21 protein-coding genes are annotated in these 25345 nt (G+C 67.8%); 11 read left to right on the plus strand and 10 right to left on the minus strand.

Going from position 1 to position 25345, the window contains the following annotated elements; translation table 11 throughout:
- The 6 genes from murJ (at nucleotide 1) to ON31_RS00620 (ending at nucleotide 8698) form a co-directional block, all read left to right on the plus strand.
- A complete protein-coding gene (gene murJ, locus ON31_RS00595) occupies nucleotides 1-4041 on the plus strand; it encodes a murein biosynthesis integral membrane protein MurJ (RefSeq protein WP_255221926.1) in 4041 nt (1346 codons plus the stop codon).
- 193 nt (nucleotides 4042-4234) lie between these two features.
- Nucleotides 4235-4822 (plus strand): RNA polymerase sigma factor SigM, encoded by a 588-nt coding sequence (gene sigM / locus ON31_RS00600; RefSeq protein WP_228807442.1) that lies wholly within the window; start codon nucleotides 4235-4237, stop codon nucleotides 4820-4822.
- A gap of 130 nt (nucleotides 4823-4952) precedes the next feature.
- Entirely contained in the window at nucleotides 4953-5807 is an 855-nt protein-coding gene (locus ON31_RS00605) for an RsmA family anti-sigma factor (protein ID WP_039808112.1), read from the plus strand.
- 144 nt (nucleotides 5808-5951) lie between these two features.
- Nucleotides 5952-6935 carry a thioredoxin-disulfide reductase gene (gene trxB / locus ON31_RS00610; protein ID WP_039808114.1) on the plus strand — a complete coding sequence of 328 codons (984 nt, stop codon included), beginning with the start codon at nucleotides 5952-5954 and terminating at the stop codon, nucleotides 6933-6935.
- Between the two features lie 7 nt (nucleotides 6936-6942).
- Nucleotides 6943-7281: a thioredoxin gene (gene trxA, locus ON31_RS00615; protein WP_029932470.1), complete on the plus strand. Its 339-nt coding sequence runs from the start codon at nucleotides 6943-6945 to the stop codon at nucleotides 7279-7281.
- A gap of 220 nt (nucleotides 7282-7501) precedes the next feature.
- Nucleotides 7502-8698: an N-acetylmuramoyl-L-alanine amidase gene (locus tag ON31_RS00620; protein WP_029932471.1), complete on the plus strand. Its 1197-nt coding sequence runs from the start codon at nucleotides 7502-7504 to the stop codon at nucleotides 8696-8698.
- An 85-nt stretch (nucleotides 8699-8783) separates the two neighbouring features.
- Here ON31_RS00620 and ON31_RS00625 read toward each other — a convergent pair whose 3' ends face one another.
- The 10 genes from ON31_RS00625 to rpmH form a co-directional block, all read right to left on the minus strand.
- A complete protein-coding gene (locus ON31_RS00625; protein ID WP_081592135.1) occupies nucleotides 8784-9515 on the minus strand; it encodes a hypothetical protein in 732 nt (243 codons plus the stop codon).
- Between the two features lie 228 nt (nucleotides 9516-9743).
- Complete coding sequence (locus ON31_RS00630; RefSeq protein ID WP_039808121.1) at nucleotides 9744-10781, minus strand: ParB/RepB/Spo0J family partition protein; 1038 nt, start codon at nucleotides 10779-10781, stop codon at nucleotides 9744-9746.
- A 4-nt stretch (nucleotides 10782-10785) separates the two neighbouring features.
- Nucleotides 10786-11805: a ParA family protein gene (locus ON31_RS00635; RefSeq protein WP_051036572.1), complete on the minus strand. Its 1020-nt coding sequence runs from the start codon at nucleotides 11803-11805 to the stop codon at nucleotides 10786-10788.
- Nucleotides 11806-12186: 381 nt separating this feature from the next.
- On the minus strand, nucleotides 12187-12630 hold the full coding sequence (locus ON31_RS00640; RefSeq protein ID WP_039808124.1) for a hypothetical protein: 444 nt from the start codon (nucleotides 12628-12630) through the stop codon (nucleotides 12187-12189).
- A gap of 19 nt (nucleotides 12631-12649) precedes the next feature.
- Nucleotides 12650-13351, minus strand: a complete 702-nt coding sequence (gene rsmG / locus ON31_RS00645) for a 16S rRNA (guanine(527)-N(7))-methyltransferase RsmG (protein WP_029932476.1) — start codon at nucleotides 13349-13351, stop codon at nucleotides 12650-12652.
- Nucleotides 13352-13471: 120 nt separating this feature from the next.
- Nucleotides 13472-14014 carry a Jag family protein gene (locus tag ON31_RS00650; RefSeq protein ID WP_029932477.1) on the minus strand — a complete coding sequence of 181 codons (543 nt, stop codon included), beginning with the start codon at nucleotides 14012-14014 and terminating at the stop codon, nucleotides 13472-13474.
- 59 nt (nucleotides 14015-14073) lie between these two features.
- Nucleotides 14074-15162 carry a membrane protein insertase YidC gene (gene yidC / locus ON31_RS00655; RefSeq protein WP_039808127.1) on the minus strand — a complete coding sequence of 363 codons (1089 nt, stop codon included), beginning with the start codon at nucleotides 15160-15162 and terminating at the stop codon, nucleotides 14074-14076.
- 4 nt (nucleotides 15163-15166) lie between these two features.
- A complete protein-coding gene (gene yidD / locus ON31_RS35355) occupies nucleotides 15167-15502 on the minus strand; it encodes a membrane protein insertion efficiency factor YidD (RefSeq protein WP_081592122.1) in 336 nt (111 codons plus the stop codon).
- Nucleotides 15499-15885, minus strand: a complete 387-nt coding sequence (gene rnpA / locus ON31_RS35360; protein ID WP_081592123.1) for a ribonuclease P protein component — start codon at nucleotides 15883-15885, stop codon at nucleotides 15499-15501. The genes yidD and rnpA overlap by 4 nt, the downstream gene beginning before the upstream one ends.
- A 95-nt stretch (nucleotides 15886-15980) precedes the next feature.
- The gene (rpmH, locus tag ON31_RS35365) at nucleotides 15981-16124 is read right to left on the minus strand and encodes a 50S ribosomal protein L34 (protein ID WP_081592136.1); all 144 of its coding nucleotides are present in this window, start codon (nucleotides 16122-16124) and stop codon (nucleotides 15981-15983) included.
- A 548-nt stretch (nucleotides 16125-16672) separates the two neighbouring features.
- Between rpmH and dnaA the strand changes: the two genes are divergently transcribed.
- The 5 genes from dnaA (at nucleotide 16673) to gyrB (ending at nucleotide 25322) form a co-directional block, all read left to right on the plus strand.
- Nucleotides 16673-18529 carry a chromosomal replication initiator protein DnaA gene (gene dnaA, locus ON31_RS00665; protein ID WP_039808130.1) on the plus strand — a complete coding sequence of 619 codons (1857 nt, stop codon included), beginning with the start codon at nucleotides 16673-16675 and terminating at the stop codon, nucleotides 18527-18529.
- Nucleotides 18530-19334: 805 nt separating this feature from the next.
- On the plus strand, nucleotides 19335-20504 hold the full coding sequence (gene dnaN / locus ON31_RS00670; RefSeq protein WP_029932481.1) for a DNA polymerase III subunit beta: 1170 nt from the start codon (nucleotides 19335-19337) through the stop codon (nucleotides 20502-20504).
- A 135-nt stretch (nucleotides 20505-20639) separates the two neighbouring features.
- A complete protein-coding gene (gene recF / locus ON31_RS00675; protein WP_039808133.1) occupies nucleotides 20640-21824 on the plus strand; it encodes a DNA replication/repair protein RecF in 1185 nt (394 codons plus the stop codon).
- A 391-nt stretch (nucleotides 21825-22215) separates the two neighbouring features.
- Nucleotides 22216-22794 (plus strand): DUF721 family protein, encoded by a 579-nt coding sequence (locus ON31_RS00680; protein WP_039808136.1) that lies wholly within the window; start codon nucleotides 22216-22218, stop codon nucleotides 22792-22794.
- 479 nt (nucleotides 22795-23273) lie between these two features.
- Nucleotides 23274-25322: a DNA topoisomerase (ATP-hydrolyzing) subunit B gene (gyrB, locus tag ON31_RS00685; RefSeq protein WP_029932484.1), complete on the plus strand. Its 2049-nt coding sequence runs from the start codon at nucleotides 23274-23276 to the stop codon at nucleotides 25320-25322.
- The last annotated feature ends 23 nt before the right edge of the window (nucleotides 25323-25345 follow it).

Below are 25345 nucleotides of genomic sequence, written 5' to 3' on the forward strand. Positions count from 1 at the left end.
ATGCGGCGACCGGCCGGCGTACCGCCCCGGCCACAACCGCCCCAGCGTCCGGAATCCCAGCACCCGGAACGCGCGCGCCCCGAACCCCAGCGCCCCGAACCCCAGCGCCCGCGCCACGCCGCCCACGGGCAGGTGCCGCCGGAGGAGCGCTATCACTGGGGACACGTCACCCCGCCGCCGCAGCGGCCCGTCCAACCCCAGCGCTACCCGACGCCGCCCTCGGACCGCCAGCCGCTACCGCGCACCACCGTGGTGAAAACGGCCGAGCAGGCCGAGAGCTCGAACGCCCGCCTGGTCAAGGAATCCGGGTCCATCGCGTTCGCCACGCTGATCAGCCGCATCACCGGATTCGGCAAACAGCTGCTGCTGCTGACCGTGCTCGGCCCGGCCATCGCCAGCGCCTACACCGTCGCGGCCACCATCCCGACCATGATCTCCGAGCTGCTGGTCGGCGCGGTGCTCACCGCCATCGTGGTGCCGACCCTGGTGCGTGCGGAGAAAGAGGACCCCGACGGCGGCGCGGCCTTCGTCCGGCGGCTGTACACCGCCGCCCTCACGGTGCTGGGCATCGGCACCCTGCTGGTGACGGCCGCCGCGCCGGTGCTGGTCACGCATGTCTTCCTGTCCGACGACGGTGAGGTGAACGTCGCCCTCACCACCGCGCTGACCTTCCTGCTGCTGCCCGCCATCGTCTTCTACGGCATGACGGCGCTGCTCACCGCCATCCTCAATACCCACCAGGTGTTCAAACCCGGTGCCTGGGCTCCGGTGCTGAACAACGTCGTGGTGCTCGTCGTCCTGGTGCTGTACGCCGTGACGCCGGGGGAAATCACCCTCGATCCGGTGCGCATGGGCGAGCCGAAACTGCTGCTGCTCGGACTCGGCGTCACCATCGGCGTGATCGTGCAGGCGATGAGCCTGCTGCCCGCCATCCGCCGCGAGGGCATCAGCCTGAAACCGCTGTGGGGCGTGGACGACCGGCTCAAGATGTTCGCCGGCATGGGCGCGGCCATCATCCTGTACGTCCTGATCAGCCAGGCCGGATGGGTGATCGCCACCCGCATCTCCTCACATGTGGACGCCGCGGGTCCGGCCATCTACCAGAACGCCTGGCTGCTGCTGCAACTCCCGTACGGCGTGCTCGGCGTGACCGTGCTGACCGCGATCATGCCGCGGCTGTCCCGCAATGCCGCCGCCGACGACACCCCCGCCGTGGTGGACGATCTCGGCGCGGCGACCCGACTCACCATGATCGCGCTGCTGCCGGTGGTCGTCTTCATGACGCTGGCCGGACCGCAGATCGGTCAGGCGCTCTACGGCTACGGCAACTTCGGCGGCGACGCCCGACGGCTCGGCGAGGCCGTGGCCTGGTCGGCGTTCACGCTGATTCCCTACGCGCTGGTGCTGATTCATCTGCGCGTGTTCTACGCCCGCGAACAGGCGTGGACGCCAACCTGGATCATTCTCGGCATCACCACGGTCAAGGTCGTGTTCTCCGCCATCATGCCGATGGTGCTGGGGCCCGACCAGGTGGTGGTCGGCCTGAGCCTGGCCAATGGTCTGGGCTTCGTGGCGGGTGCCATGATCGGCGGGTTCCTGCTGCACCGCAGCCTCGGCGACCTGCGCATGACCAATGTGGGCCGCACCATCACCCGGGTGCTGCTGGCCTCACTGGCCGGCGGCGCGGTGATGTGGATCGTGGACCAGGTGCTGGGGCTGCACCGGCTGACGGACTCCTTCGGCGGGCTGGGCTCGCTGGTGCGGGTCGGGCTCACCGCCATCGTCATGTTCGCGGTGGCCTTCGGTCTGATGCGACTGGCCGGCATTCCGGAGATCGTGGCCATCACCGTCGCCATCTCGCGCCGCCTCGGCTTCGCGCCGCCCGCACCCGATCTGGATCTGGAAGGTCCGGCCGACGGCGTCGACGCCACCATGGTGCTGCCCATGGCCGATCTGCGGGCCGCGCCGTACTACTACCGGTACGACCCGTACCTGGACGCGCAGACCATGGTGCTGCCGGTCGTTCGACCCGAGGCGGTTGACAACACTGGAAAGGGTCAATTCCCGTACCCTGTTCCGGAGAGAAACGCAACCGCCGGATCCGGCGTTCGCGGCGAGACCGGTTCGGGTACTCGCGCAGTGTCGGGCGGCGACGCCCGCGCGGCGTCGGAGGCCGACGATCGCGCCGTCGGCGACCCGATCCAGGAGCGGACTTCGACATTTTACGGCGAAGGAGGAACGAGGGTGAGCGACGACGCGGCGGGCGGCGCCCCGGCCGCCGAATCTGCGACGGCCGCGGGAGGCGGGCTCTCGACCGACGTTCCTCCGGGTTCGCAGACCGGAGCAGCGCCGGAGAGAGCCGAGGCGGCGGACACCGCCGACGCCCCGGCCCAGCAAGAGCGGCAAGCGGATTCGGGCCACGAGGCACCGGCCGATCCCACGCAGACCGGTGTCATGCCCATGCCGCCGCTACGTGTGGAGGCACCGTCCAAACGAGTTCAGCGCGGCCCCAAGCTGATTGCGGGCGCATCCGTGGCGGGTGGCCGCTACCGGCTGCTCGCCGGGCACGGCGGCGCGCGCGGACTGCGGTTCTGGCAGGCCCTGGACGTGAAGCTGGACCGCGAGGTCGCGCTGACCTTCGTGGACGCCGACCAGAAGGCCGCCGACAACTCCGGACACGATGGGCCGCAAGCCATTCTGTCGCGCACCCTGCGCCTGGGCCGGATCAATTCACCGGGTCTGGCGCGCGTGCTCGACGTGGTGCGCGGCTCCTCCGGCGGCATCGTGGTGGCGGAATGGACACCGGGACGGTCGCTGCGCGAGATGGCCGAGACGCAGCCCTCGCCCATCGGCGCGGCCCGCGCCATCCGGGCACTGGCCGCGGCGGCCGAACTCGCCCACCGCGGCGGCGGCTCGCTGTCCATCGATCATCCGGACCGGATTCGCATCAGCGCCTCCGGTGACGCGGTGCTCGCCTTCCCCGGCACCCTCGCCGACTCCGACGCGCAGTCGGACGTGCGCGGACTCGGCGCCATGCTCTACGCCCTCACGGTCGCCCGCTGGCCCATCCGCACCGGCGGGATGACGGGCAGCGCGGCCACCGTGGGCGGGCTCCGGCTGGCCGATTTCGGACCCGACGGCACGCCCGTGGAACCCCGCCAGATCCGCCCGGAGGTGCCGTTCGAGATCTCGGCGGTGGCGGTGCGCTCGCTGGAGTCGAACAAGGGCGTACGCACCGCCGCGACCGTGCAGCACGTGCTGGAGCAGGCGTCGGTGGTCGATCAGAAGACCGACTTCATTCCGGTGCTGCGACTCGGACAGCGCGCCCCCAGCGCACCCGACGAGACGCTCGCCGATCCGGAGCTGCTCGCCGCCGAGAAGGAACGCTCGCAGCGGATGATGTGGATCCTGGTCGGACTCGGCGTGCTCGCGGCGCTGGTGGTCGGCGTGGTGATCTGGTGGCTGCTGAGCATCTTCGCGCCGGGGGCGTCCGATCAGCCGCTCAACGAGCAGCGCAATATCGGCCTCACCACGGCCACCTCGGCACCGGCCGTCCCCGGCGGCCCCGCGCCGGAGCCCACTCCGGCCGCGCCGACGGGCGGGGTGCCGATGCCCATCACGGGCGTCTCGGTGTACTCCCCGGAGGGCACACCCGACAATATCGGCGGTGTGTCGGCGGTGCTGGACAATGATCCGGCCACCTTCTGGCGCACCGACCAGTACTTCCAGCAGTTCCCGGCCCTGAAGAACGGGGTCGGGGTGCTGGCCACCCTGGGCAGCCCGGGCAAGCTCACCAAGGTGGTGATCGACTCGCAGACCCCGGGGACGATGGTGGAGATCCGCAGTTCGCCGACCGCGGCGCCGACCCTCGATCAGACGCAGCTGATCGGGTCGGCGACGCTCGGCGAGGGGGTCACCGAGATTCCGGTGAGCTCCGAGCAGTCGACCCGCTACGTGCTGATCTGGATCACCGCCCTGGGCAACAACGGGGGCCAGTACCAGTCCTCGCTCTCCGAAGTGCATTTCGAAGCCGCGCCCTAGCCGCGCCACCGCGCCCGGCGCCACCGGGCCGCCCGCACGTCACAGCGCCGTGACCACACCGGCCTTCCGCACCGCCCCACAACCGCCCGATTCGCCCGAAAACGCCCGCTAGCTGCGTCTTTCTTCGCCGGATCGTTGCTGTCGAATCGTGACGCTGGATATGATCAGCCGAACTCTTCGGCAGGGGTTTGTATTGTCGCAATCGAACGAACGCCACGAGGGCTTGTCCGACACGCCCGACCATGCGCTGCTCTCCGCACACGCCCGAGGGGACCGGTACGCGTTCGCGGAACTGCTGCGCCGCCACCGGGATCACCTGTGGCAGACCGCCGTCCGCGCCTCCGCCACCCCGGAGGACGCCGCGGATTCGCTACAGGACGCCCTGCTGTCCGCCCACCGCAAGGCCGCCTCCTTCCGCGGCGACGCCGAGGTGCGCAGTTGGCTGCATACCATCGTGTTGCACGCGTGTCTGGATCGGATTCGTCGCAACAAGCTCCGCCGCACGGTACCGTTACCCGACGAGACGCTGTACGAACCCCCTTATGCCCGAGATGATTTCGCGGCCCGGGAGGCGACGCTGATCGTGGACGCGGCCCTGTTCGGCCTGCCCGCCGATCAGCGCACCGCACTGGTGGCCGTTGAGCTGGAAGGGTATTCGGTCGCGGATGCCGCGAAACTGCTGGGCGTACCGGAGGGCACGATCAAGAGCCGGTGCGCCCGCGGTCGACGGCGGCTCGAACAACAGTTGAAATCCCTGCGCGAGGACGGGAACCGAACCTAGCGCAGCTGCGTCCTACATAGAAGCGAAGTGAATGTCGATGTTCTCGCGGACCCCGGTACCGGTCCGCGACTTCCCATGACAGGCCCGACCTGGAGGGGCAATGGACGAGCACGAGACAGCTGGAGGCGTGATGGCGACCGACACCGTGCCGCAACCTCCCTACTCGCCCGAACTGCTCGCCGACCTGCACGCCGGGAATATGCCCGAACAACTGTCGCGGCGGCTCTGGCCGCAGGTGCGCCGCGACCCGAACGCCATGCGCTACCTACGCTCGCTCGACCGGGTGAACGGCGACCTGCGCGCGCTGGGCCGTGACGACCGCATCGTCCACCCCATGCCCGCCGAGGTCACCGCCCGCCTGGAGCGCGTGATCGACGACCTCGTGAACACCCCCGATCCGAGCGAACGAATGGCCACCGTGCACCGCCTGCATCCCGACCGCGCCAACCCCGCGGCCACCGCCCCCATGCCCGCCGTCTCCCCGTTCGACACCGGCGAACTCACCGCCACCGATCTCGACCCCATCGAAACCGACAGCGACAGCGACGATTTCGACGGCACTCCGCGCGAGCCCGCACCGTGGACCGCCCGGCTGCGCTGGATCACCGCCGTCGCGGCAGCGGTCGCACTCGTCGCCGGGGCCTTCGTCGCCGCGGACGCCCTGCGCGGCAACGACGCCACCCCGATGGCCGATCCGGCCCCCCTGCGCTTGACCGGCGACCTCTCCTCCACCACCGTGCTCAGCGCGCTGGGCCGCTACGACGTCACCGGCCCACTCGCCGCCCGGGAAACCCTCACCGGATGCCTCGCGGCCGCGGGCCTGGACCGCGCCATCCTCGGCTCCCGCGATGTGATCTTCGGCGGGCAGAACGCGGCCCTCGTCCTGCTCACCGGTCCTGAGGCTCCCACCATCACCGCGGTGGTACTCGGGACCGACTGCACGCCGGACGATCCGCGACTCCTCGCCAACGCTGATATCGGCTGACCCAGCGAACCGGATGGGCGTGGGTCCGGATGCGCCGCTGAGACCTGTCCCACGCCGTCCTGCCCGCTCAGCAGCCGCGGGAACAACAGCGTTTAGGCTGTTGTTGACCGACACGCTGAGTTTCACACTGCCTCGGAGGGCCCCTTGAGCACGCCTGTACGCGACCTGATCATCGTCGGTTCCGGACCAGCTGGCTACACCGCAGCCGTGTACGCGGCGCGCGCGGAACTCGAACCGCTGCTGTTCGAGGGCACCCAGTTCGGCGGCGCGCTCATGACCACCACCGAGGTGGAGAACTTCCCCGGCTTCCGCGACGGCATCATGGGCCCGGATCTCATGGAGGAGATGCGCGAGCAGGCCAAGCGGTTCGGCGCCGACATCCGCACCGAGGACGTCGACGAACTCGACCTCACCGGTCCGATCAAGAAGGTCGTGGTCGGCGGCGAGACCCACGAGGCCTACGCGGTCATCCTGGCGATGGGTTCGGCCGCCCGCTACCTGGGCGTACCCGGTGAGCAGAAGCTGCTCGGCCGCGGCGTCAGCGCCTGCGCCACCTGCGACGGCTTCTTCTTCAAGGGCCAGGACATCGTGGTGGTCGGCGGCGGCGACTCCGCCATGGAGGAGGCCACCTTCCTCACCAAGTTCGCCTCCAGCGTCACCATCGTGCACCGCCGCGAGGAGTTCCGCGCCTCCCGCATCATGCTCGAGCGCGCCAAGGCCAACGAGAAGATCCGCTTCGTCCTCAACAGTGAGGTGGTGGAGGTCAACGGTGAGAACAGCGTCACCAGCCTGACGCTGCGCGACACCCGGACCGGGGAGACCTCGGAATTCCCCGCCACCGGCCTGTTCGTCGCCATCGGCCACGACCCGCGCAGCGAGCTGGTGCGCGGCCAGGTGGAGCTGGACGGCGAGGGCTACGTGCAGGTGAAGGGGCAGAGCACCTACACCTCGCTGCCGGGCGTCTTCGCCGCGGGCGATCTGGTCGATCACACCTACCGGCAGGCCATCACCGCGGCCGGGACGGGCTGCCGCGCGGCCATCGACGCCGAGCGCTGGCTGGCCGAACAGGGCGACATCACCAGCAACACTCTCGATCACGCCGGTCAGCCGGTCGAAGTAACCCAGTAGGAGAATCATGTCCGACGCCAAGACCTCCGCGACGATCACCGTCACCGACCAGACCTTCGCGGATCAGGTGCTGATCAGCGACAAGCCGGTGCTGGTCGACTTCTGGGCGACGTGGTGCGGTCCGTGCAAGATGGTCGCCCCGGTGCTGGAGGAGATCGCCGCCACCCACGGCGACAAGATCACCATCGCCAAGCTGGACGCCGACGCCAATCCGGAGACCTCGAAGCACTACGGCATTCTGTCGTTGCCTACCATGGTGCTGTTCCAAGGGGGCAAGGAAACCAAGCGAATTGTCGGAGCGAAGGGCAAAGCGGCCCTTCTGCGCGAACTCGAAGGCGTCATCTGACGACGCTGGATAGGATCTGGCGCGAGTAGGAGCCCGTGGTTCACTGCGGGCTCCTACCTCCGGCCCCTGCCGCTACCGCCGGGGTAGGATTCCTGCACTCGACAGATTGCCGAAATTCGGTCCGGGTCTGAGACAATCGACCGACGCTCCGGTCGTGCGGAAGGTGTGAACCAACGCATGAGTGGGTACCCGGGTTGGCGGAAGGAAAGGGCTCTCACGCATGCACCGACTTCGTCACGGCGATAGTGGACCAGCCGTAGCAGAGGTTCGGAGCACCCTCGCAAGTCTCGGATTCCTGCACACTCACCCGCATTCCGATCAGTCGGGACCGAATGGTGAGTACTGGAAGGATTCGGACGCTGTTTTCGATCATGATTTGGATTCCGCGGTCCGCGCCTTCCAGCAGTATCGCGGTCTGCTCGTGGACGGCGTCGTCGGCCCGGCAACCTATCGGGCGCTGAAAGAGGCGTCCTACCGACTGGGTGCGCGCACCCTCATCTACCAGCTGTCCGCTCCGCTGTACGGCGACGATGTCGCGACGCTCCAGCGCCGACTGCAGGACCTGGGCTTCTACGTGCACCGCGTGGACGGGTATTTCGGCCCGCACACCCACGACGCGCTCACCGCCTTCCAACGTGAGATCGGTCTCGCTTCCGACGGCATCTGCGGCCCGGACACCCTGCGGTCGCTGGATTTGCTGGGCGCTCGCGTGACCGGCGGCAATCCGCACCGCATCGCCGAGGAAGAGGTGGTGCACCGCGCCGGACCGCAGCTCACCGGCAAGCGCATCGTCATCGATCCCGGCCTCGGCGGCCCGGACAAGGGTTTCGCCGTACCCACCGAATTCGGTGATGTGTACGAGTCGGAGATCCTGTGGGACTTGGCCTCCCGGCTCGAGGGCCGGATGGCGGCCACCGGTATGGAGACCTTCCTGTCGCGGCCGTGGGGAGCCAACCCCTCCGACGCCGAGCGCGCCGAGACCTCCAACACCTTCGACGCCGATCTCATGATCTCGCTGCGCTGCGCCACCAATCCGAGCCCGTCGGCCAGCGGGGTGGCGAGCTTCCACTTCGGCAATTCGCACGGCTCCACCTCGATGATCGGTCAGGTGCTGGCCGGTTTCATCCAGCGTGAGATCGTGGCGCGCACCTCGCTGCAGGACTGTCGCACCCACGCCCGGACCTGGGATCTGCTGCGGCTCACCAAGATGCCCACCGTGCAGGTCGACATCGGCTATCTCACCAATGATTACGACGCCTCGGTGCTCACCAATCCGCGTATGCGGGACGTGATCGCCGAAGCGATCCTGATCTCCGTGAAACGCCTCTACCTGCTCGGCCAGGACGACCAGCCGACCGGCACCTACACCTTCGCGGAACTGCTGGCCGAGGAACTGGCCGCCGCCGACCGCATCTGAGTCGCGAACGGCGGTCACGAAAGACATGAGCCCCCAGGCCATCCTGGGGGCTCTCGTCATTCGGGGGTGCGCGTCGCGCTGGTGCTCAGAGTGTGAGCACCCGGCCCGGGACGGTCATGGACGCGGCCGCGAGCAGTTGGTCGAGCGCGCGCTCCACGTCTTCCTTCCACAGGTGATCGCTGTCGAGCTCCAACCGCAGCCGGGGAAAGCGGTGATGGGAGGCAATGACCTTGAAACCGACATCCTCCAGGAAGTCGGCCTCGATCATGCAGTTGTCCGGGGTGCAGGTGTGCGACGACGAGGCGGCCGGAATGCCGTGCGGGGGAGTGGAGATGCGCTCCATCAGCCGCATGGAGCCCAGCAGCCGATCCGGCATGGCGGTGCTGGGCGGATCCCGACGAATGCCGAACGCCTCGATGGCCCGTACGCCGCGGCGCACCAGATCGGCCACCACGGCCTGGATCAGCTGATGGGCTATATCGTTGTCCTGGTACGGCATTTCGGACCGCAGCGTGGTCAGCAGGACCGCGTCCGGACTCACCGGCGAGGTGGGGAAGAGTCCGGCGCGCGGCACCGCGCTCGGCGGCGAGTACAGCGCACAGCCGACCGACTGCCCTTCCACCAGGGCCACCTGTCCGCACGAACCCCACTCCAGCATGACGGTGGACAGCCAGGCTTCCTTCTCGAAGACCGGATCGCTGAATTCGTAGCAGTCCGCGGCCACCGCCGGATCGATCTCCCAGAACACGCAGCGGCGCGCGTGCCCCGGCAGCTTGTCGAGTCCGTCGAGAGTCAGTGCGGTAACACTGCTGGACACCGCGCTCATCCACCTCTCCGCGCGGTCGGCGCGCAGCCACGAGCCGCTGCGAGGCTTACCCGGTGAGTTACCACGACCCTGACGAGATCAGTTGTCACCTACCGAACCTTTCGTTTGGGTCATCCGGAGCGCGCACTATCAGTCCATTCTGATCCAGGCTCGAGGCAGCTCGGCGAGCACCCCGGCGAACAAGACCGTCACTGTGACGTTTCGGCTCCGGGCCCAGGGTTAGGGCTTTGTCTGCTCCATCAGGCTCACAATTCGCTCCAGATCGTCGATGGATCCGAACTCGACGACGATCTTGCCCTTGCGCTTGCCCAGTGCCACGGTGACCCGGGTGTCGAAGGACTCCGACAGCCGCTCCGCCACATCCTGGAGACCCGGCATCTGGATGGGCTTACGCTTCGGCGCCGGGGGAGTGACGGCGGTATCCGGATTCCGGTTGGCGAGGGTGACCGCTTCCTCGGTGGCCCGGACCGAGAGCCCTTCGGCGACGATCCGCGCCGCGAGCGCCTCCTGTGCTTCGGCTCCCGCCTCCAGGGACAGCAGGGCGCGGGCATGTCCGGCGGAAAGCACGCCGGCCGCGACCCGGCGCTGCACCGGGATGGGGAGCTTGAGTAGGCGGATCATATTGGTCACCACCGGACGGGAGCGGCCCAGTCGCGCGGCCAATTCCTCGTGGGTGACGCCGAACTCCTCCAGCAGCTGCTGATAGGCCGCCGCCTCCTCGAGCGGATTCAGCTGTACACGATGGATGTTCTCCAACAGCGCATCGCGCAGCAGCGAGCCGTCGGCGGTCTCGCGCACAATCGCCGGAATGGCGGTGAGCCCGGCCTCCTGGCTGGCCCGCCACCGCCGCTCGCCCATGATGAGCTGATAGCGGGGCGTCGGCGACTCCGCCAACTGGCGCACCACGATCGGCTGCATGAGGCCGAACTCCTTGATGGAGTGCACCAGTTCGGCCAGCGCCTCTTCCTCGAAGACGGTGCGCGGCTGCTTCGGATTGGGCTCGATCAGTTCCGGCGGGATCTCCCGGTACACCGCGCCCGCATCCGCGCCCGGCTCCGCGCCCGCATCCACCGCGGCCTCGCCGTCGGCCGGATCGGGTACGCGATGCAGGTATGCCGTAGCGGGTTGCGGCCCAATGGGGTCCAGGCCGATGACGACATTGGCGGCGGCACTGCCGAGGCCCTGGGTCGCCGCGGGCCCGGTCGGGATCAGCGCGGCGAGACCGCGTCCCAGTCCACCTTTCTTCGCCTGACTCATCGGCCTATCGACCCCTTTCATCCGTGTGTGATTCTCCCGCCGCGGCCGGGGTGGCCCGAGCCGCGATCTCGCGCCCGGCGTCGAGGTAGCTCATCGCTCCTCGTGAACCGGGATCGTAGTTGAGCACCGTCATGCCGTAGCCGGGCGCTTCGGACACCTTGACGCTGCGCGGGATGACCGACTTCAGCACCGCGTCGCCGAAGTGGCCGCGCACCTCCTCGGCCACCTGGTCGGCCAGTTTGGTGCGGCCGTCGTACATGGTGAGCACGACGGTGGAGACATGCAGGGCGGGGTTGAGATGCGATTGGATCAGGCTGATATTGCGGAGCAGCTGACCCACACCCTCCAGGGCGTAGTACTCGCACTGGATGGGGATCAGCACCTCCTTGGCGGCCACCATCGCATTGACCGTGAGCAGACCGAGCGAGGGCGGGCAGTCGATCATCACGTAGTCGATGTCGTACCCGGCGAGATTGGCGTCCTGGATGGCGGTCTTCAGGCGGCTCTCGCGCGCCACCATGGAGACGAGTTCGATCTCCGCACCGGCGAGGTCGATGGTCGCCGGAATGCACAGCAGCCGCTCATTGTGCGGGCTCTGTTGAATCGCATCCCGCACCGACACCTCGCCGATGAGTAGCTCGTAGCTCGACGGCACGCCGGAGTGGTGTTCGACGCCGAGTGCGGTGCTGGCATTGCCCTGCGGATCGAGGTCGATCACCAGCACCCGCATCCCCTGCAGGGCGAGGGCGGCGGCGAGGTTGACCGCCGTGGTGGTCTTGCCGACACCACCCTTCTGATTGGCGATGGTGATGACGCGCTGTTCCTTGGGGCGCGGAATGCTGGCCGTGCCCGGATGCAGGATCTGGCTGGCGCGGTGCGCTTCCGCCGCTATCGGGGTTTCGGCGGGGGAGATGTTCCCGAAGGCAGTGCGGCCGAACTCTTCAGCGCCGGTGCCCCCACTCTCCAGCAATCCGGGGACCCGCGACGTTGTTTCCCGTGAAACATTCGCCGGACCGTTCGACATACAGGCTCCTAACCCCGAGAACTTCAAGACACGTGGTCGAGCTGAATTGCGCACCCATGCCACCGCAGCCACGCTCGTGGGCGAGTGGGCGGTGTCGCCACTTGCCTACGATCACGCGACGCTGCGTACTCACCGAGAGGATGCGAGGTGCGAGATCGATACCCATTCCGAAGCCACTTCCGAGCCGGGTGCCGGGCATCGCGGGTCTGCGCTCGCTCGACGCTCCTAGCTTGCCAGCACCGAACACAATACGGAAGCTGAACGGCACTGATCACTCAATGACACGCACTCGCATCGCCGAAGTTCGGGTTTCGCGCACACTTTTCGCGATGTTTCACATGAAACATGCTCCGCGCACTCGGCTTCGGGAGGCCGATCCGGTCAGTCCGAGTCGGGAGCGATCAGCTCGGCATCGGTCGATGTTTCCCGTGAAACAAGGTCGTGGGTGTAGACGGAGATCGCGATGCGGGCATCGATGGCGGCGAGTCGAGCGAGTGTCGCGGGGGACAGCACGGGCTGCCCGACGTGTCCGTCCACGGCGGCATCGAATCCGAGATCGAAGACTCGATCCTCGGCCTCGTTCCAGCGCGCCCGTGCCGCCGGGGGCAGGTGCTCGATGGCCGCGCAGCACGCCGCCGCGACCGCGTCCGGATCGTCCATCGTGTCGAGGTACGCCTCGAACGAGAGCATCCAGCGCCCCGGCTCGATCTCCCCGCAGTAGAGGAGCGAGACATCGCGCCCGAGAGCTTCCAGCGCCGCACCCAGACTCGTCAGGTCCGCGCTGTCGCGAACCTCCACATCCACATTCAGAAATCGAACCGACATCTCGACACCTCCGCCCGACTCAACGCCCGCGCCGCTGCTGCCGACGCTCGGCGCGGGGGAGCCGCTCGGCACTGATGACGACCGTCGGCGTGGACAGCACGCCCACCCCGCATTCCAGCACCTGCGCCCGCCCGGCCCCGGCGCGGGTCAGCTCGTCGCGATCGCGCGCCAACTCCTCCGCCGCACTGGCTCCCTTGAGCGCGAGCATCCGGCCGTGCTCGTGCACCAGCGGCATGGACCAGCCCGCCAGCTTCGCCAGTGGGGCGACCGCACGGGAGGTGACCACATCCGCACCTCCGGCTTCCTTCTTCACACCGGACTGTTCGGCCCGCCCGCGCACCACGGTGACCTCCAGTCCGGCCGACTCGATGAACTCGGCGAGGAACACGGTCCGCCGCAGCAACGGCTCCACCAGAGTGATGCGGAGGTCCGGGCGCGCGATGGCGAGCGGGATGCCGGGCAGCCCCGCGCCGCTGCCGACATCGACGACGGTCGAGCCCGCAGCGATGAGCTCGCCCACCACCGCGCAGTTGAGGATGTGCCGATCCCACAGCCGCGGCACCTCGCGGGGTCCGATGAGCCCGCGCTCCACGCCCGCACTCGCGAGCGCCCGGCAGTACTTCTCGGCCAGCGCGAGTCGATCACCGAAGACCGCCGCCGCCTCAGCGGGTGGCGCGAGATCGGGAGCGGTCACATCGGCATCCGGTTCCACGTGAAACATCCTTCCGAAGAAGTGGAATCAAACTTCCCCGCAGTGAAGCGGCGGGGCGGGGGACTAGAGATAAGCGTAGGGCCCCCGGTTCTCGGAACCAGGGGCCCTACGGGTTTCGCGGCTTCCGTGTCAGCCCGGGAGGACGACCACGCGGCGGTTCGGTTCCACGCCTTCGCTCTCGCTGACGACACCGTCGACGGCCGCCACGGCATCGTGCACGATCTTGCGCTCGAACGGGGTCATGGGAGCGAGGGATTCACGTTCCCCGGTCTCCGCCACCCGACGGGCCGCCTCGGTGCCCAGCGCGCTGAGCTCCGAGCGGCGCTTCGCCCGCCAACCCGCCACATCGAGCATGAGGCGGCTGCGCACACCGGTCGTCTGCTGCACGGCCAGCCGGGTCAGCTCCTGAAGGGCATCGAGCACCTCACCGCGCCGACCGACGAGCTTGGTCAGATCCTTGCCGCCGTCGATGCTCACCACCGCGCGGTCACCCTCGACATCGAGATCGATATCGCCGTCGAAGTCGAGGACGTCCAGTAACTGCTCGAGGTAGTCGCCCGCGATCTCGCCCTCTTCGATGAGCGCTTCCTCGGCGTCGTTCACGACATCGGCCTCGGTGTCCGCGGCAGCAGCCGTCACAGTGGAATCCCCTCCGTCGGTCTCAACAGTCATTGTCGTTTCCTTAATCTGCAATTGTCCGGCGCAGCCTCACGCCGATGAAAGCTGGTGACTCAGCGCCGCTTCTTCTGATTGGCGCGACCGCGATTGCCGGAACGCTTCTTGCCGCCGCCGCTCGACTTGGCGGCAGGCTTGGCGGTCGGCTTGGCGCCGTTCTGTGCCGCGGGGGGAGTGGTGTCGGCGGACTCGTCGGAGTCGGCGTCCGCATCGGAAACGGCGGCAGACTTCTTGCGGGTGTCGACCGGCTTCGCACCCGGCTTCGGAGCATTCGCGGCCCGACGCTCGATGGCGGCGGCCTTCTTCGCCTCTTCTTCCTTCTCCATATGACCGAAGACGAGGTGCTGCTGCACGTAGGTCCAGATGTTGTTGGACACCCAGTAGACCAGGATGGCGACGGGCAGGAACGGACCGCCGACGAGCACACCGAGCGGGAACACGTACAGCGCCAGCTTGTTCATCAGCGCGGCCTGCGGGTTGGCGAGCGCCTCCGGGCTCTGCCGGGCCACCGAGGCGCGGGCGTTGAAGTGGGTGGCGACACCGGCGATGATCATCAGCGGAATCGAGACGGCCGCGATGGCGATGCGGGAGGGCTCCGGGCCGGAGGCGGTGAAGGCCGCCATCATGCTGTCCGGCATGGTGATCATGGCCGACAGCGGCGCTCCGAAAATGCGTGCGCCGAGGAAGGACTGGACGTCGGCCGCGCTGAAGATGTAGTTGGCGGTGTTGGCGTTCTCCTCCACCGACAGGCCCAGCTGACCGAACCCGTGGCCGGTTCGGTTGAACGACCGCAGCACATGGAACAGGCCGAGGAACACCGGCACCTGCAACAGCACCGGCAGGCAACCCATGAGCGGGTTGAAGCCGTGGTCCTTCTGCAGCTTCTGCATCTCGAGCGCCATCTTCTGGCGATCGTTCTTGTACTTGGCTTGCAGCGCTTTGATCTGCGGCTGCAACTCCTGCATCTGCTTGGTGGTGCGCACCTGCTTCACGAAGGGCTTGTACAGCACCAAGCGCAGCGTGAAGACGAGGAAGACCACGGCCAGGGTCCAGGACCATCCGCTGTCGTAGCCCAGCACGAAGCCGAAGGCGCGGTGCCAGAACCACAGAATGGCCGACACCGGGTAGTAGATGAAGTCGAGCACGGCTCTATGCACTCCCGTCGTTCGTATCGCCGGTCACCGCGGGGGGTGACCCTTTACAAGTCGATGCCTCGTCCGGAGCAGACGTGCGGGCGTCCTTCCGTTCCGGTACGGGGTCCCACCCACCAGGGTGCCAGGGCGCACATTTGGCCAGCCGCACGGCTGTCAGTCCGAGTCCCACGACGAGACCTCGGGTGCGCAGCGCCGTCACCGCGTACTCGCTACAGGTGGGGGTGAACCGGCACACCGGCATGCGAGTGGGGGAGATGTAGGTCCGATACAGCTCGATGAGAAAGATCAAAGCCCGGGCCGGGAATCGCGCGACCGCGCGCAGCACGGTCATGACTCGCTGCCGGTGAGAACGCCGAGTTTGCGGAGACCAGCGCGTAGCTGCCGTCGCAATTCGTCGGACGCGGTGTCCGCGGCGCCGGGCAGGGCGCGCAACACCACATCCGCGCCCTCGGGCAGATCGGCGGCCACGCTTGCGCAGATATGACGCAGGCGGCGGGCCACCCGGTGGCGTACCACCGCGTTTCCCACCGCCTTGCTGACGATCAATCCGAATCGCGGCCCGCCCACCCGAATACTCGGGTGGTCACGGTTCGCCTCCTGCCCGTCGGCTAGTAGTACATGCACGACAAGATCCCGCCTCCCGATCCGTCGGCCTTGGCGCACCGTCCGGGCGAAGTCGGTACGCCGGTGCAGCCGATAGGGCTCAGGCAGCACCTGAGCATCCGAGCGGGGAGGAGTGAGCGGGAGTCCGGAGGAACGATCCGTACGGCGAGCCGGTCATGCGACGCCGAGTCCGGGTAGGACCGGAATCAGGCCGTGAGCCGCGCGCGGCCCTTGGCACGACGCGCGGAAACGATGGCGCGGCCCGCACGGGTCCGCATCCGGAGGCGGAACCCGTGGACCCGCGCCCGACGACGGTTGTTCGGCTGGAACGTCCGCTTGCCCTTGGCCACGGTCAACACTCCTCTAGGTGGTGGGCGCCTGGTGACGCCCGAAGCTTGTCGGTGAAACGTGTCGCGAGAGACTCGCGCGCAATACCCTGGCGGCACGGGCAGCAGACAGCCGCCACCGCACCATAGGGTGACTGTACGAGGGTACTGACCCAGTGATCGGGGGTCAAACTCGGGGTTACGTGATGGCTGTCGCCGTGTTCCGCGTAGGGCCGCCGACCGACGACATGCCGATTATCGCCGCCTCTGCTGGGGGTTCGTGTCGAGCGGGGGTCGTCGTGTACGGTCCTTGGCACCGGCTTTCCTGCGAGTCGCCCGACAGTTGCTGATCGGTTGCTGAAGAACCGCAGGTCCACGCCTGATTTGGGGGCTCACCCGCGGCGACACGCGTATCCCCAGGTTGTCCACATCTGTGGATAATTGTGTGGAAAGACCCCTGGAGTGGCATATTCGTAGGGCCGACGCGTCCTCGCTGTGTCCGGAATGTGGGAGTTCCGAGCAGTGCCCGACCGTCTGCTCCATTCGACCTACTCCGGGGAGGACGACCGTAAGTGGACGCCGAGCAGAACGAGTTGACCGCCGTGTGGCCCGAGGTCGTGGCCGAACTCACCACCGGTTCCTCCGATGGTGATATCCAGCCCGTGTCCAAGGCGCTCAAGGCCTGGCTGGGGCTCATTACGCCGATCACCTTCGCGCAGGGGTTCGCCCTGCTCTCGGTATCCGGTCCGCTCGCTCAGCAGGTGGTGGAACGCGATCTGCGCGAACCCATCCTGCGCTCGCTCGCCCGTCGGCTCGGCCCCCAGGTCGAGGGTCTCGGCGTGCGGATAGCCGCACCGCAGCACCCGCCCGCCGACCGCGCCCCGAACCCCCGCCACGCCCGGATGACCTCTCGCCCGGAGCGTCCGCGCGAGCCCCGACCGGCTCCGCCGCAGTACGCTCCGGTGCCCGAACCGCCACCCACCGAGCATCCGATGCCGCGCTACCAGAGCGCTCCGGACTATCCCGAACCCTCGCGCTACGGGGAGCCCTCGGACTATCAATCCCGAGAAAACTATCCACCTGTGGATTACGGTCAGGGTCCGCTCGATCCGATGGCCGAAGAATTGCCGGAGCCCATGCCGGAGCGCATGCCGGAGGCCATGTCCCAGCCGATGACGCCGCCCGCGGCTCCGGCGCCGCGCCGTCGGGAGAGCACGCACCGCACCCCGCCCATGCCGCCCGGACAGGAATCGCTGTTCCCCACCGAACCGGAGCCGGAGCCCGAATCCATGCCCGCGGCGCGGCGTCCGGTGGACGACGAGGAGCCGGTGGTCAACGTCCGCAACTCGTGGCCCACCTACTTCAACAAGCCGCCCGAGCGCGACACCCCCGCCCCGTCCTCGGCCAGCCTGAACGCCAAGTACACCTTCGAGACCTTCGTCATCGGCGCCTCCAACCGTTTCGCGCACGCCGCCGCGGTGGCCATCGCGGAGGCTCCGGCCCGCGCCTACAATCCGCTGTTCGTTTGGGGCGCTTCAGGTTTGGGCAAGACCCACCTGCTGCACGCGGCCGGCCACTACGCCCAGCGGCTGTTCCCGGGCATGCGGGTGAAGTACGTGTCCACCGAGGAGTTCACCAACGACTTCATCAACTCGCTGCGTGACGACCGCAAGGTGGCCTTCAAACGGCGCTACCGGGAAACCGACATCCTGCTCGTCGACGACATCCAGTTCATCGAGGGCAAGGAAGGTATCCAGGAGGAGTTCTTCCACACCTTCAACACGCTGCACAACGCCAACAAGCAGATCGTGGTGTCCTCGGACCGGCCGCCCAAGCAGCTGGCCACGCTGGAGGAGCGGCTGCGTACCCGGTTCGAATGGGGCCTCATCACCGATGTGCAGCCGCCGGAGCTGGAGACCCGGATCGCCATCCTGCGCAAGAAGGCCCGGATGGACCGTCTCGATGTGCCGCACGACGTGCTCGAACTCATCGCCAGCCGGGTGGAGCGCAATATCCGCGAGTTGGAGGGCGCGCTCATCCGGGTCACCGCGTTCGCCTCGCTGAACGGGCAGCCGCTGGATCTGTCGCTGGCCGAGGTGGTGCTGCGCGACCTCATGCCCGACACCGCCACGCTGGAGATCACGGCGGCCACGATCATGGCCGTGACCGCGGAGTACTTCAACACCACGCTGGAGGAACTGACCGGCCCGGGCAAGGCGCGGCCGCTCGCGCAGGCGCGGCAGATCGCCATGTACCTGTGCCGCGAACTCACCGATCTATCCCTGCCCAAGATCGGTCAGGCGTTCGGCCGCGACCACACCACGGTCATGTACGCCGAGAAGAAGGTGCGCAAGGAGATGACCGAACGCCGCCGGGTGTACGACCAGGTGCAAGAACTCACAGCCCGAATCAAGCAGCGCTCCCGCTGATCCACAGCTAACAGGCCCCCACGTCATTTGACGTGGGGGTCTTCTGTTTTCGGGGTTGTGGATTCCTCGAGGAGTCCTCGAGGAAAGCATGTGGATTCCTCGAGGAATCCCACTGTTGTCCACGGGTTTGCCCCCAGGGCTCTACTCACAGCGGTGCACAGGCAGTAGTGCACAGTTCCCACAGGCCGATTCATCCACGGGGCCTGACCTGCCAGGACACGAGTTGTGCCCTGTGGATTCCTCGAGGACTCCCTGTCAGGTCCTCGAGGAATCCTCGAGTTGTCCCCGGATTCGCTCAGATGTGGGCAGAGTGGGGTGGAATCGTGGAACAACTCGAGGACGACTCGAGGATGGATGTTGGACAACTTCGGGCGGTCCACAGACGCTCCCCGTTCATCCTCGAGACACCCCACGGACATCCCCACGCCGCCACCCGCTCTCAGCTGCGGAAACGAGCGGAGTCCACAGAATCCACAGCCCCTATTACTACTTAGATTTCTCTTCTAGAGATCTCTTCTTTAAAACAGGCGGTGTGGAAACTCGGCTCGGGAGCGCACGGTGCGCCCCCGCCCCCTCCACACCCGAACGAGCGGCAGGGAGAAGAAGGACGGTCCGAAGATCGACACCCGAAGACGCCGGAGGGTCGACGTTGGCGACGACGCCTCGCGCGGGTACGGTTTGGTGTCGGTCGTCTATGCCAGACTTCGAGGCGGCCGATTCACCAGCTGCCCTAGGCGTCGAGCCGACGCTGGACGAGCCGAGACAGATCACGAACGATCGAGACTGGGAGAGGACAGACCGGGCGATGGACCTTGCAAGCATGAAGTTTCGGGTCGCTCGCGAGGATTTCGCCGAATCCGTTGCGTGGGTGGCTCGCAGCCTGCCCTCGCGGCCTCCGGTACCGGTTCTCGGCGGCGTACTCCTCGTGGCCGATGAGGGCGGGCTGACGGTCTCCGGCTTCGACTACGAGGTCTCCGCGCAGATGCGAGTGGCCGCCGAGGTCGCCGGACCCGGACAGGTCCTGGTCTCCGGTCGCCTGCTGGCCGATATCACCAAGGCGCTGTCCAACAAGCCGGTGGACGTCTCGGTGGACGGCACCCGGGTGCTGATCCAGTGCGGCAGCGCCAAGTTCTCCCTGCCCACCATGCCGGTCGAGGACTATCCCCAGCTTCCCGAACTTCCTCCCCAGACCGGTGAACTCGCGGTCGACGTGTTCTCCGAGGCGGTGGGCCAGGTGGCCGTCGCCGCCGGGCGCGATGACACGCTGCCCATGCTCACCGGCATCCGGGTCGAGATCGAGGGCCCCAAGGTCGTGCTCGCGGCCACCGACCGCTTCCGCCTCGCCGTGCGCGAGCTGGAGTGGAATCCGGGCCGCCCCGATGTGGAGACCGCCGTGCTGGTTCCGGCGCGCACCCTCTCCGAGGCCGGTAAGACCCTCGGTCCGTCCGACGCGCCCGTGCAGCTGGCGTTCGGTACCGGCACCGACGGCCTGCTCGGCATCGTGAACGGCGGCCGCCGCACCACCACCCGGCTGCTCGACGCGGAATTCCCCAAGTTCCGCCAGCTGCTCCCCAAGGAGCACACCTCCATCGCGACCCTGTCGGTGAGCGCGCTGACCGAGGCCATCAAGCGTGTGGCGCTGGTGGCCGAGCGCGGTGCGCAGGTGCGGCTGGAGTTCAACGAGGAGGGCCTGCTGCTCTCCGCGGGCGGTGACGATGCCGGTCGCGCCGAGGAGTGGCTGGTGGCCGACTTCCGCGGCGAGCCGCTGACCATCGCGTTCAATCCGGGCTACCTGGTGGACGGCCTGTCCGCGCTGCGCTCGGACCGGGTGGCCTTCGGCTTCACCACTCCCAGCCGTCCGGCGGTGCTGCTGCCCGCCTCCGACGACGCACCGGAACCCTCGGAGTCCGGCGCGTTCGCGGCGCTGACCGGTAATTACATCTACCTGTTGATGCCGGTCCGGCTCCCGGGCTGATCCGCGGATCGAACGTTTGTGCACAGTGTTGACAAACCTGTGAAAAACTCGGCGAGAGCGGGGATTTCGTCGTACGTCGGCGGATATCCCCAGCTCGCTGCACATTTCCACAGGGCGACGGGCACGGTGGAGTAGATGTACGTTCGGGCGCTGTCGCTGCTCGATTTTCGATCCTGGGAGCGGGCCGACCTCGAATTGCCGCCGGGGCGAACGGTTTTCCTCGGCTCCAACGGCAATGGCAAGACCAACCTGGTCGAGGCCGTCGGGTACCTGGCCACGCTCGGATCGCACCGCGTGGCGGCCGACGCGCCCCTGATCCGGATCGGGGCGTCGCGGGCGCGGATCGGGGCCACGGTGGTGAACTCCGGCCGTGAGCTACGGGTCGACGTGGAGCTCAATCAGGGGTCGGCCAATCGGGCGCAGATCAACCGCTCGCCGGTGCGCCGCACCCGGGAGATCCTGGGGATTCTGCAGACGGTGCTGTTCGCGCCCGAGGATCTGTCGCTGGTGCGCGGCGATCCGGGGGAGCGCCGCCGCTTCCTGGACGAGCTGGCCACCGCACGGCTGCCGCGGCTGGCCGGGGTGCGGGCGGATTACGACAAGGTGCTGCGGCAGCGTTCGGCGCTGTTGAAATCGGCTGGCCGCCATGCCCGTTCCCGTGGCGGTTCCGGGGCGGAGCTGAGCACCCTGGACGTGTGGGACGGACATCTGGCCGCGCACGGCGCCGTGCTGCTCGCGCAGCGGCTGCGACTGGTGCACGAACTTCATCCACATCTCGCACAGGCGTATTCGGGGATCGCGCCGGAATCCCGGCCCGCCACGATCGGTTACCGCAGCGCCACGCTGCCCCCGGAGTTCCTGGACCCGGCGCGAGCGCCACGTGACGATGACGTGGAGGTGCTGGAGTCCATCCTGTTGCGCGAGTTGTCCACAGCCCGTCCCAAGGAATTGGAGCGCGGGGTCTGCCTGGTCGGCCCGCACCGCGACGACCTGGACCTCATGCTGGGTTCCGCGCCGGCCAAGGGGTTCGCCAGTCACGGCGAATCCTGGTCCTTCGCGCTGGCGCTGCGGCTCGGCGCGTTCGAGCTGCTGCGCACCCAGGGCAGCGATCCGGTGCTCATCCTGGACGACGTCTTCGCCGAGCTCGACCGCCGCCGCCGCACCGCCTTGGCCGCCGTGGCCGCCACCGCCGAACAGGTGCTGATCACCGCCGCGGTACCGGAGGACGTACCGCCCGAACTGGACGCCAACCCGCTGCGGGTGGAGACCTCCGGGGATGCGGATCGCCGCATCTCTCACATCGCGGTTCCGGCACGGTGAGCGATACCTTCGGCCGCGCCGATTCCATGGGGCCGAATCGGCCGCCGAATGACGGTCGCCCGGTGCTGCCGCGCGGCGCGGTGGCCCGAGCGCCACGCTGCCCCCGGAGTTCCTGGACCCGGCGCGACCGCCACGTGACGATGACGGTGCGGTCGCCGTGCCCGCGCGCTGCCGAGCGTCCGGTGACGCACGTCCGCGATAGTCGTGCTGCCGGGAAAACCTTCCCCTGAGTTGCGCGGGAACCGGTCGCGGTCCGGAGCGCTCCGGCTGTCGAACCCGACCGGGGGTAGTGAATCGAGGTTTCCGGTGAACAGCGACACGGGAATAGCGACTCTGTCGGACCAGTACGGCAGAATCGGTGCGACGTGCGGCTCGGAGAGGAAGGCATCGGATGGGTGACCAACCGGAACGGTCCGACGATGCGCCGGCGGCAGCGGGAGGGTCGGACGGCGAGCTGCGGGGCATCGACCTCGCTCGGCGCGCGCTCGAGGAAGCCCGTGCCGCCGCCCGCGCGGCCGGGAAGTCCGTCGGCCAGGGGCGGGCCTCACCCCGCAAGGGCGGCGTGCGGGCGCTGCGCCGCCGCCGCTCGGGCTGGTCGGGCGCGCATCCCGACGACCGCGACCCACAGGCGCTCTCGGCTCTGACGGGATCGCTCGCGCGCAGCCGGGGCTGGTCCGGCAAGGTCGCCGAGGGCATGGTCTTCGGTCGCTGGGAGTCGGTGGTGGGGGAGGACATCGCCTCGCACGCGCACCCGGTTTCCTTGGAGAACGGCGTGCTCAACATCCAGGCCGAGTCCACCGCCTGGGCCACACAGCTGCGCATGCTGCAATCCCAGATCCTCGCCAAGATCAATCGCGCGGTCGGCCAGGGCGTGGTCACCTCGTTGCGCATCAACGGCCCGGTGGCCCCCAGCTGGCGCAAGGGCGACCGCCACATCAAGGGCCGCGGCCCGCGCGACACCTACGGGTAGTCGCCACCGTCCACCCGCGCCGCCGCGGCCTCGGCGGACGGGATAATTCCTGGTCAGCGGCGAGTTTCACGTGGAACGTGGGCTGAATTCGTCGGTGCTACCGGCTAGGCTCGGGGGTGTCCCGGGGGTTCGCGACACCGGAATCCCTCCGGCTGTCCAGCGAGTCGCTGGTGAACTTTGTCGCGTCTTCTGTGGCGACGTTCCAGTTGCCCGCTGAACGCTTTGGAACCCGGCCCGCCTATCTCCTGACCCTTCGCCGATCGATTTCATGCATCTGTGGCCCACTCAGGGGTGTCATAGGTGCATTCTGTGTCGGGTCTGCCAGTAGGATGGTGGGGTAACTAGCGGCGATATCTCCGGCGCGTTCCGCAGAGCCCGCGCGTGGACCCGTAATTCTCGAGCAGACAGGATTCGGGGCCCCACGTGTGTCGTCTCGCGCTGTGTCGAGAGGATCAGCAAGTAAGGAGAGCTACCGAGCAGTGGCTGCCAACGACTCCAACGCAAGCGGCTCCACCCCGGGCAAAGCGGGAAACCAGGACTACGGTGCCTCCAACATCACGGTCCTGGAGGGCCTCGAAGCCGTCCGCAAGCGTCCCGGCATGTACATCGGCTCCACCGGTGAGCGCGGTCTGCACCACCTGATCTGGGAGGTTGTGGACAACTCCGTCGACGAGGCGATGGCCGGATACGCCTCCCGCGTCGATGTGACCCTGTTGGCCGACGGCGGCGTCCGAGTCGTCGACGACGGCCGCGGTATCCCGGTGGAGATGCACGCCCAGGGCATTCCGACCGTCGAGGTCGTCATGACCCAGCTGCACGCGGGCGGCAAGTTCGACTCCGACGCCTACGCGGTGTCCGGCGGCCTGCACGGCGTCGGCATCTCGGTGGTGAACGCGCTGTCCACCCGCATGCACGTGGAGATCGACCGCGACGGCTACCACTGGAGCCAGGAGTACAAGGACTCCAAGCCGGGCAAGCTCATCAAGGGCGACCCCACCAAGCGCACCGGCACCACCCAGACCTTCTGGGCGGATCCGAACATCTTCGAGACCACCGTCTACAACTTCGAGACGGTCGCGCGCCGCCTGCAGGAGATGGCGTTCCTGAACAAGGGCCTCACCATCACCCTGACCGACGAGCGGGTCTCCGAGGGCGAGATCACCGACGAGGTGGTGAGCGAGACCGCCGAGGCGCCCAAGCATCTCGACGAGAACACGCCGCCCGCCGAGCCGAAGGTGAAGACCCGGACCTACCACTACCCGGGCGGTCTCGAGGACTACGTCAAGCACATCAACCGGACCAAGACGCCGATCCACAACTCGATCGTGTCGTTCACCGGCAAGGGCACCGGGCACGAGCTCGAGGTGGCCATGCAGTGGAACTCCGGCTACTCCGAGTCGGTGCACACCTTCGCCAACACCATCAACACCCATGAGGGCGGCACCCACGAGGAGGGTTTCCGCGCCGCGCTCACCACGGTGGTGAACAAGTACGCGAAGGACAAGAAGCTCCTCAAGGAGAAGGACGGCAACCTCACCGGCGACGACATCCGCGAGGGTCTGGCCGCCATCGTGAGCGTGAAGGTCGCCGACCCGCAGTTCGAGGGCCAGACCAAGACCAAGCTCGGCAATACCGAGGTCAAGTCGTTCGTACAGCGCACCTGCAACGAGCATCTGACGCACTGGTTCGAGGCCAATCCGGCCGATGCCAAGACCATCGTGCAGAAGGCGGTGTCCTCGGCGCAGGCGCGGGTGGCCGCGCGCAAGGCGCGTGAGCTGGTGCGGCGCAAGAGCGCGACCGATCTGGGCGGACTGCCCGGCAAGCTGGCGGACTGCCGCTCCAAGGATCCGAGCAAGTCCGAGATCTACATCGTGGAGGGCGACTCCGCCGGTGGCTCGGCCAAATCCGGTCGCGACTCCATGTACCAGGCGATCCTGCCGCTGCGCGGCAAGATCATCAATGTCGAGAAGTCGCGCATCGACAAGGTGCTCAAGAACAACGAGGTCCAGTCGATCATCACGGCCTTCGGCACCGGCATCCACGACGAGTTCGACATCAGCAAGCTGCGCTATCACAAGATCGTGCTGATGGCCGACGCCGACGTGGACGGTCAGCACATCTCCACTCTGCTGCTGACCCTGCTGTTCCGCTTCATGCGGCCGCTGGTCGAGCACGGGCACGTCTTCCTGGCGCAGCCGCCGCTGTACAAGCTCAAGTGGCAGCGGTCGGATCCGGAGTTCGCCTACTCCGACCGGGAGCGCGACGGTCTGCTGGAGCGCGGCCTGGCGGCGGGCAAGAAGATCAACAAGGACGACGGCGTGCAGCGCTACAAGGGTCTCGGCGAGATGAACCCGAAGGAGCTGTGGGAGACCACCATGGATCCGAGCGTGCGGGTGCTGCGCCTGGTCACCCTGGATGACGCGGCGGCCGCCGACGAGCTGTTCTCGGTGCTCATGGGTGAGGACGTCGAGGCGCGGCGCAGCTTCATCACCCGCAATGCCAAGGACGTTCGCTTCCTGGATGTCTAAAGGGGCTTCCCCCGTCGACCCGT

It is taken from the genome of Nocardia otitidiscaviarum NBRC 14405 (genome assembly GCF_000308635.1).
In the GTDB taxonomy this organism is placed as follows: Bacteria; Actinomycetota; Actinomycetes; order Mycobacteriales; family Mycobacteriaceae; genus Nocardia; species Nocardia otitidiscaviarum.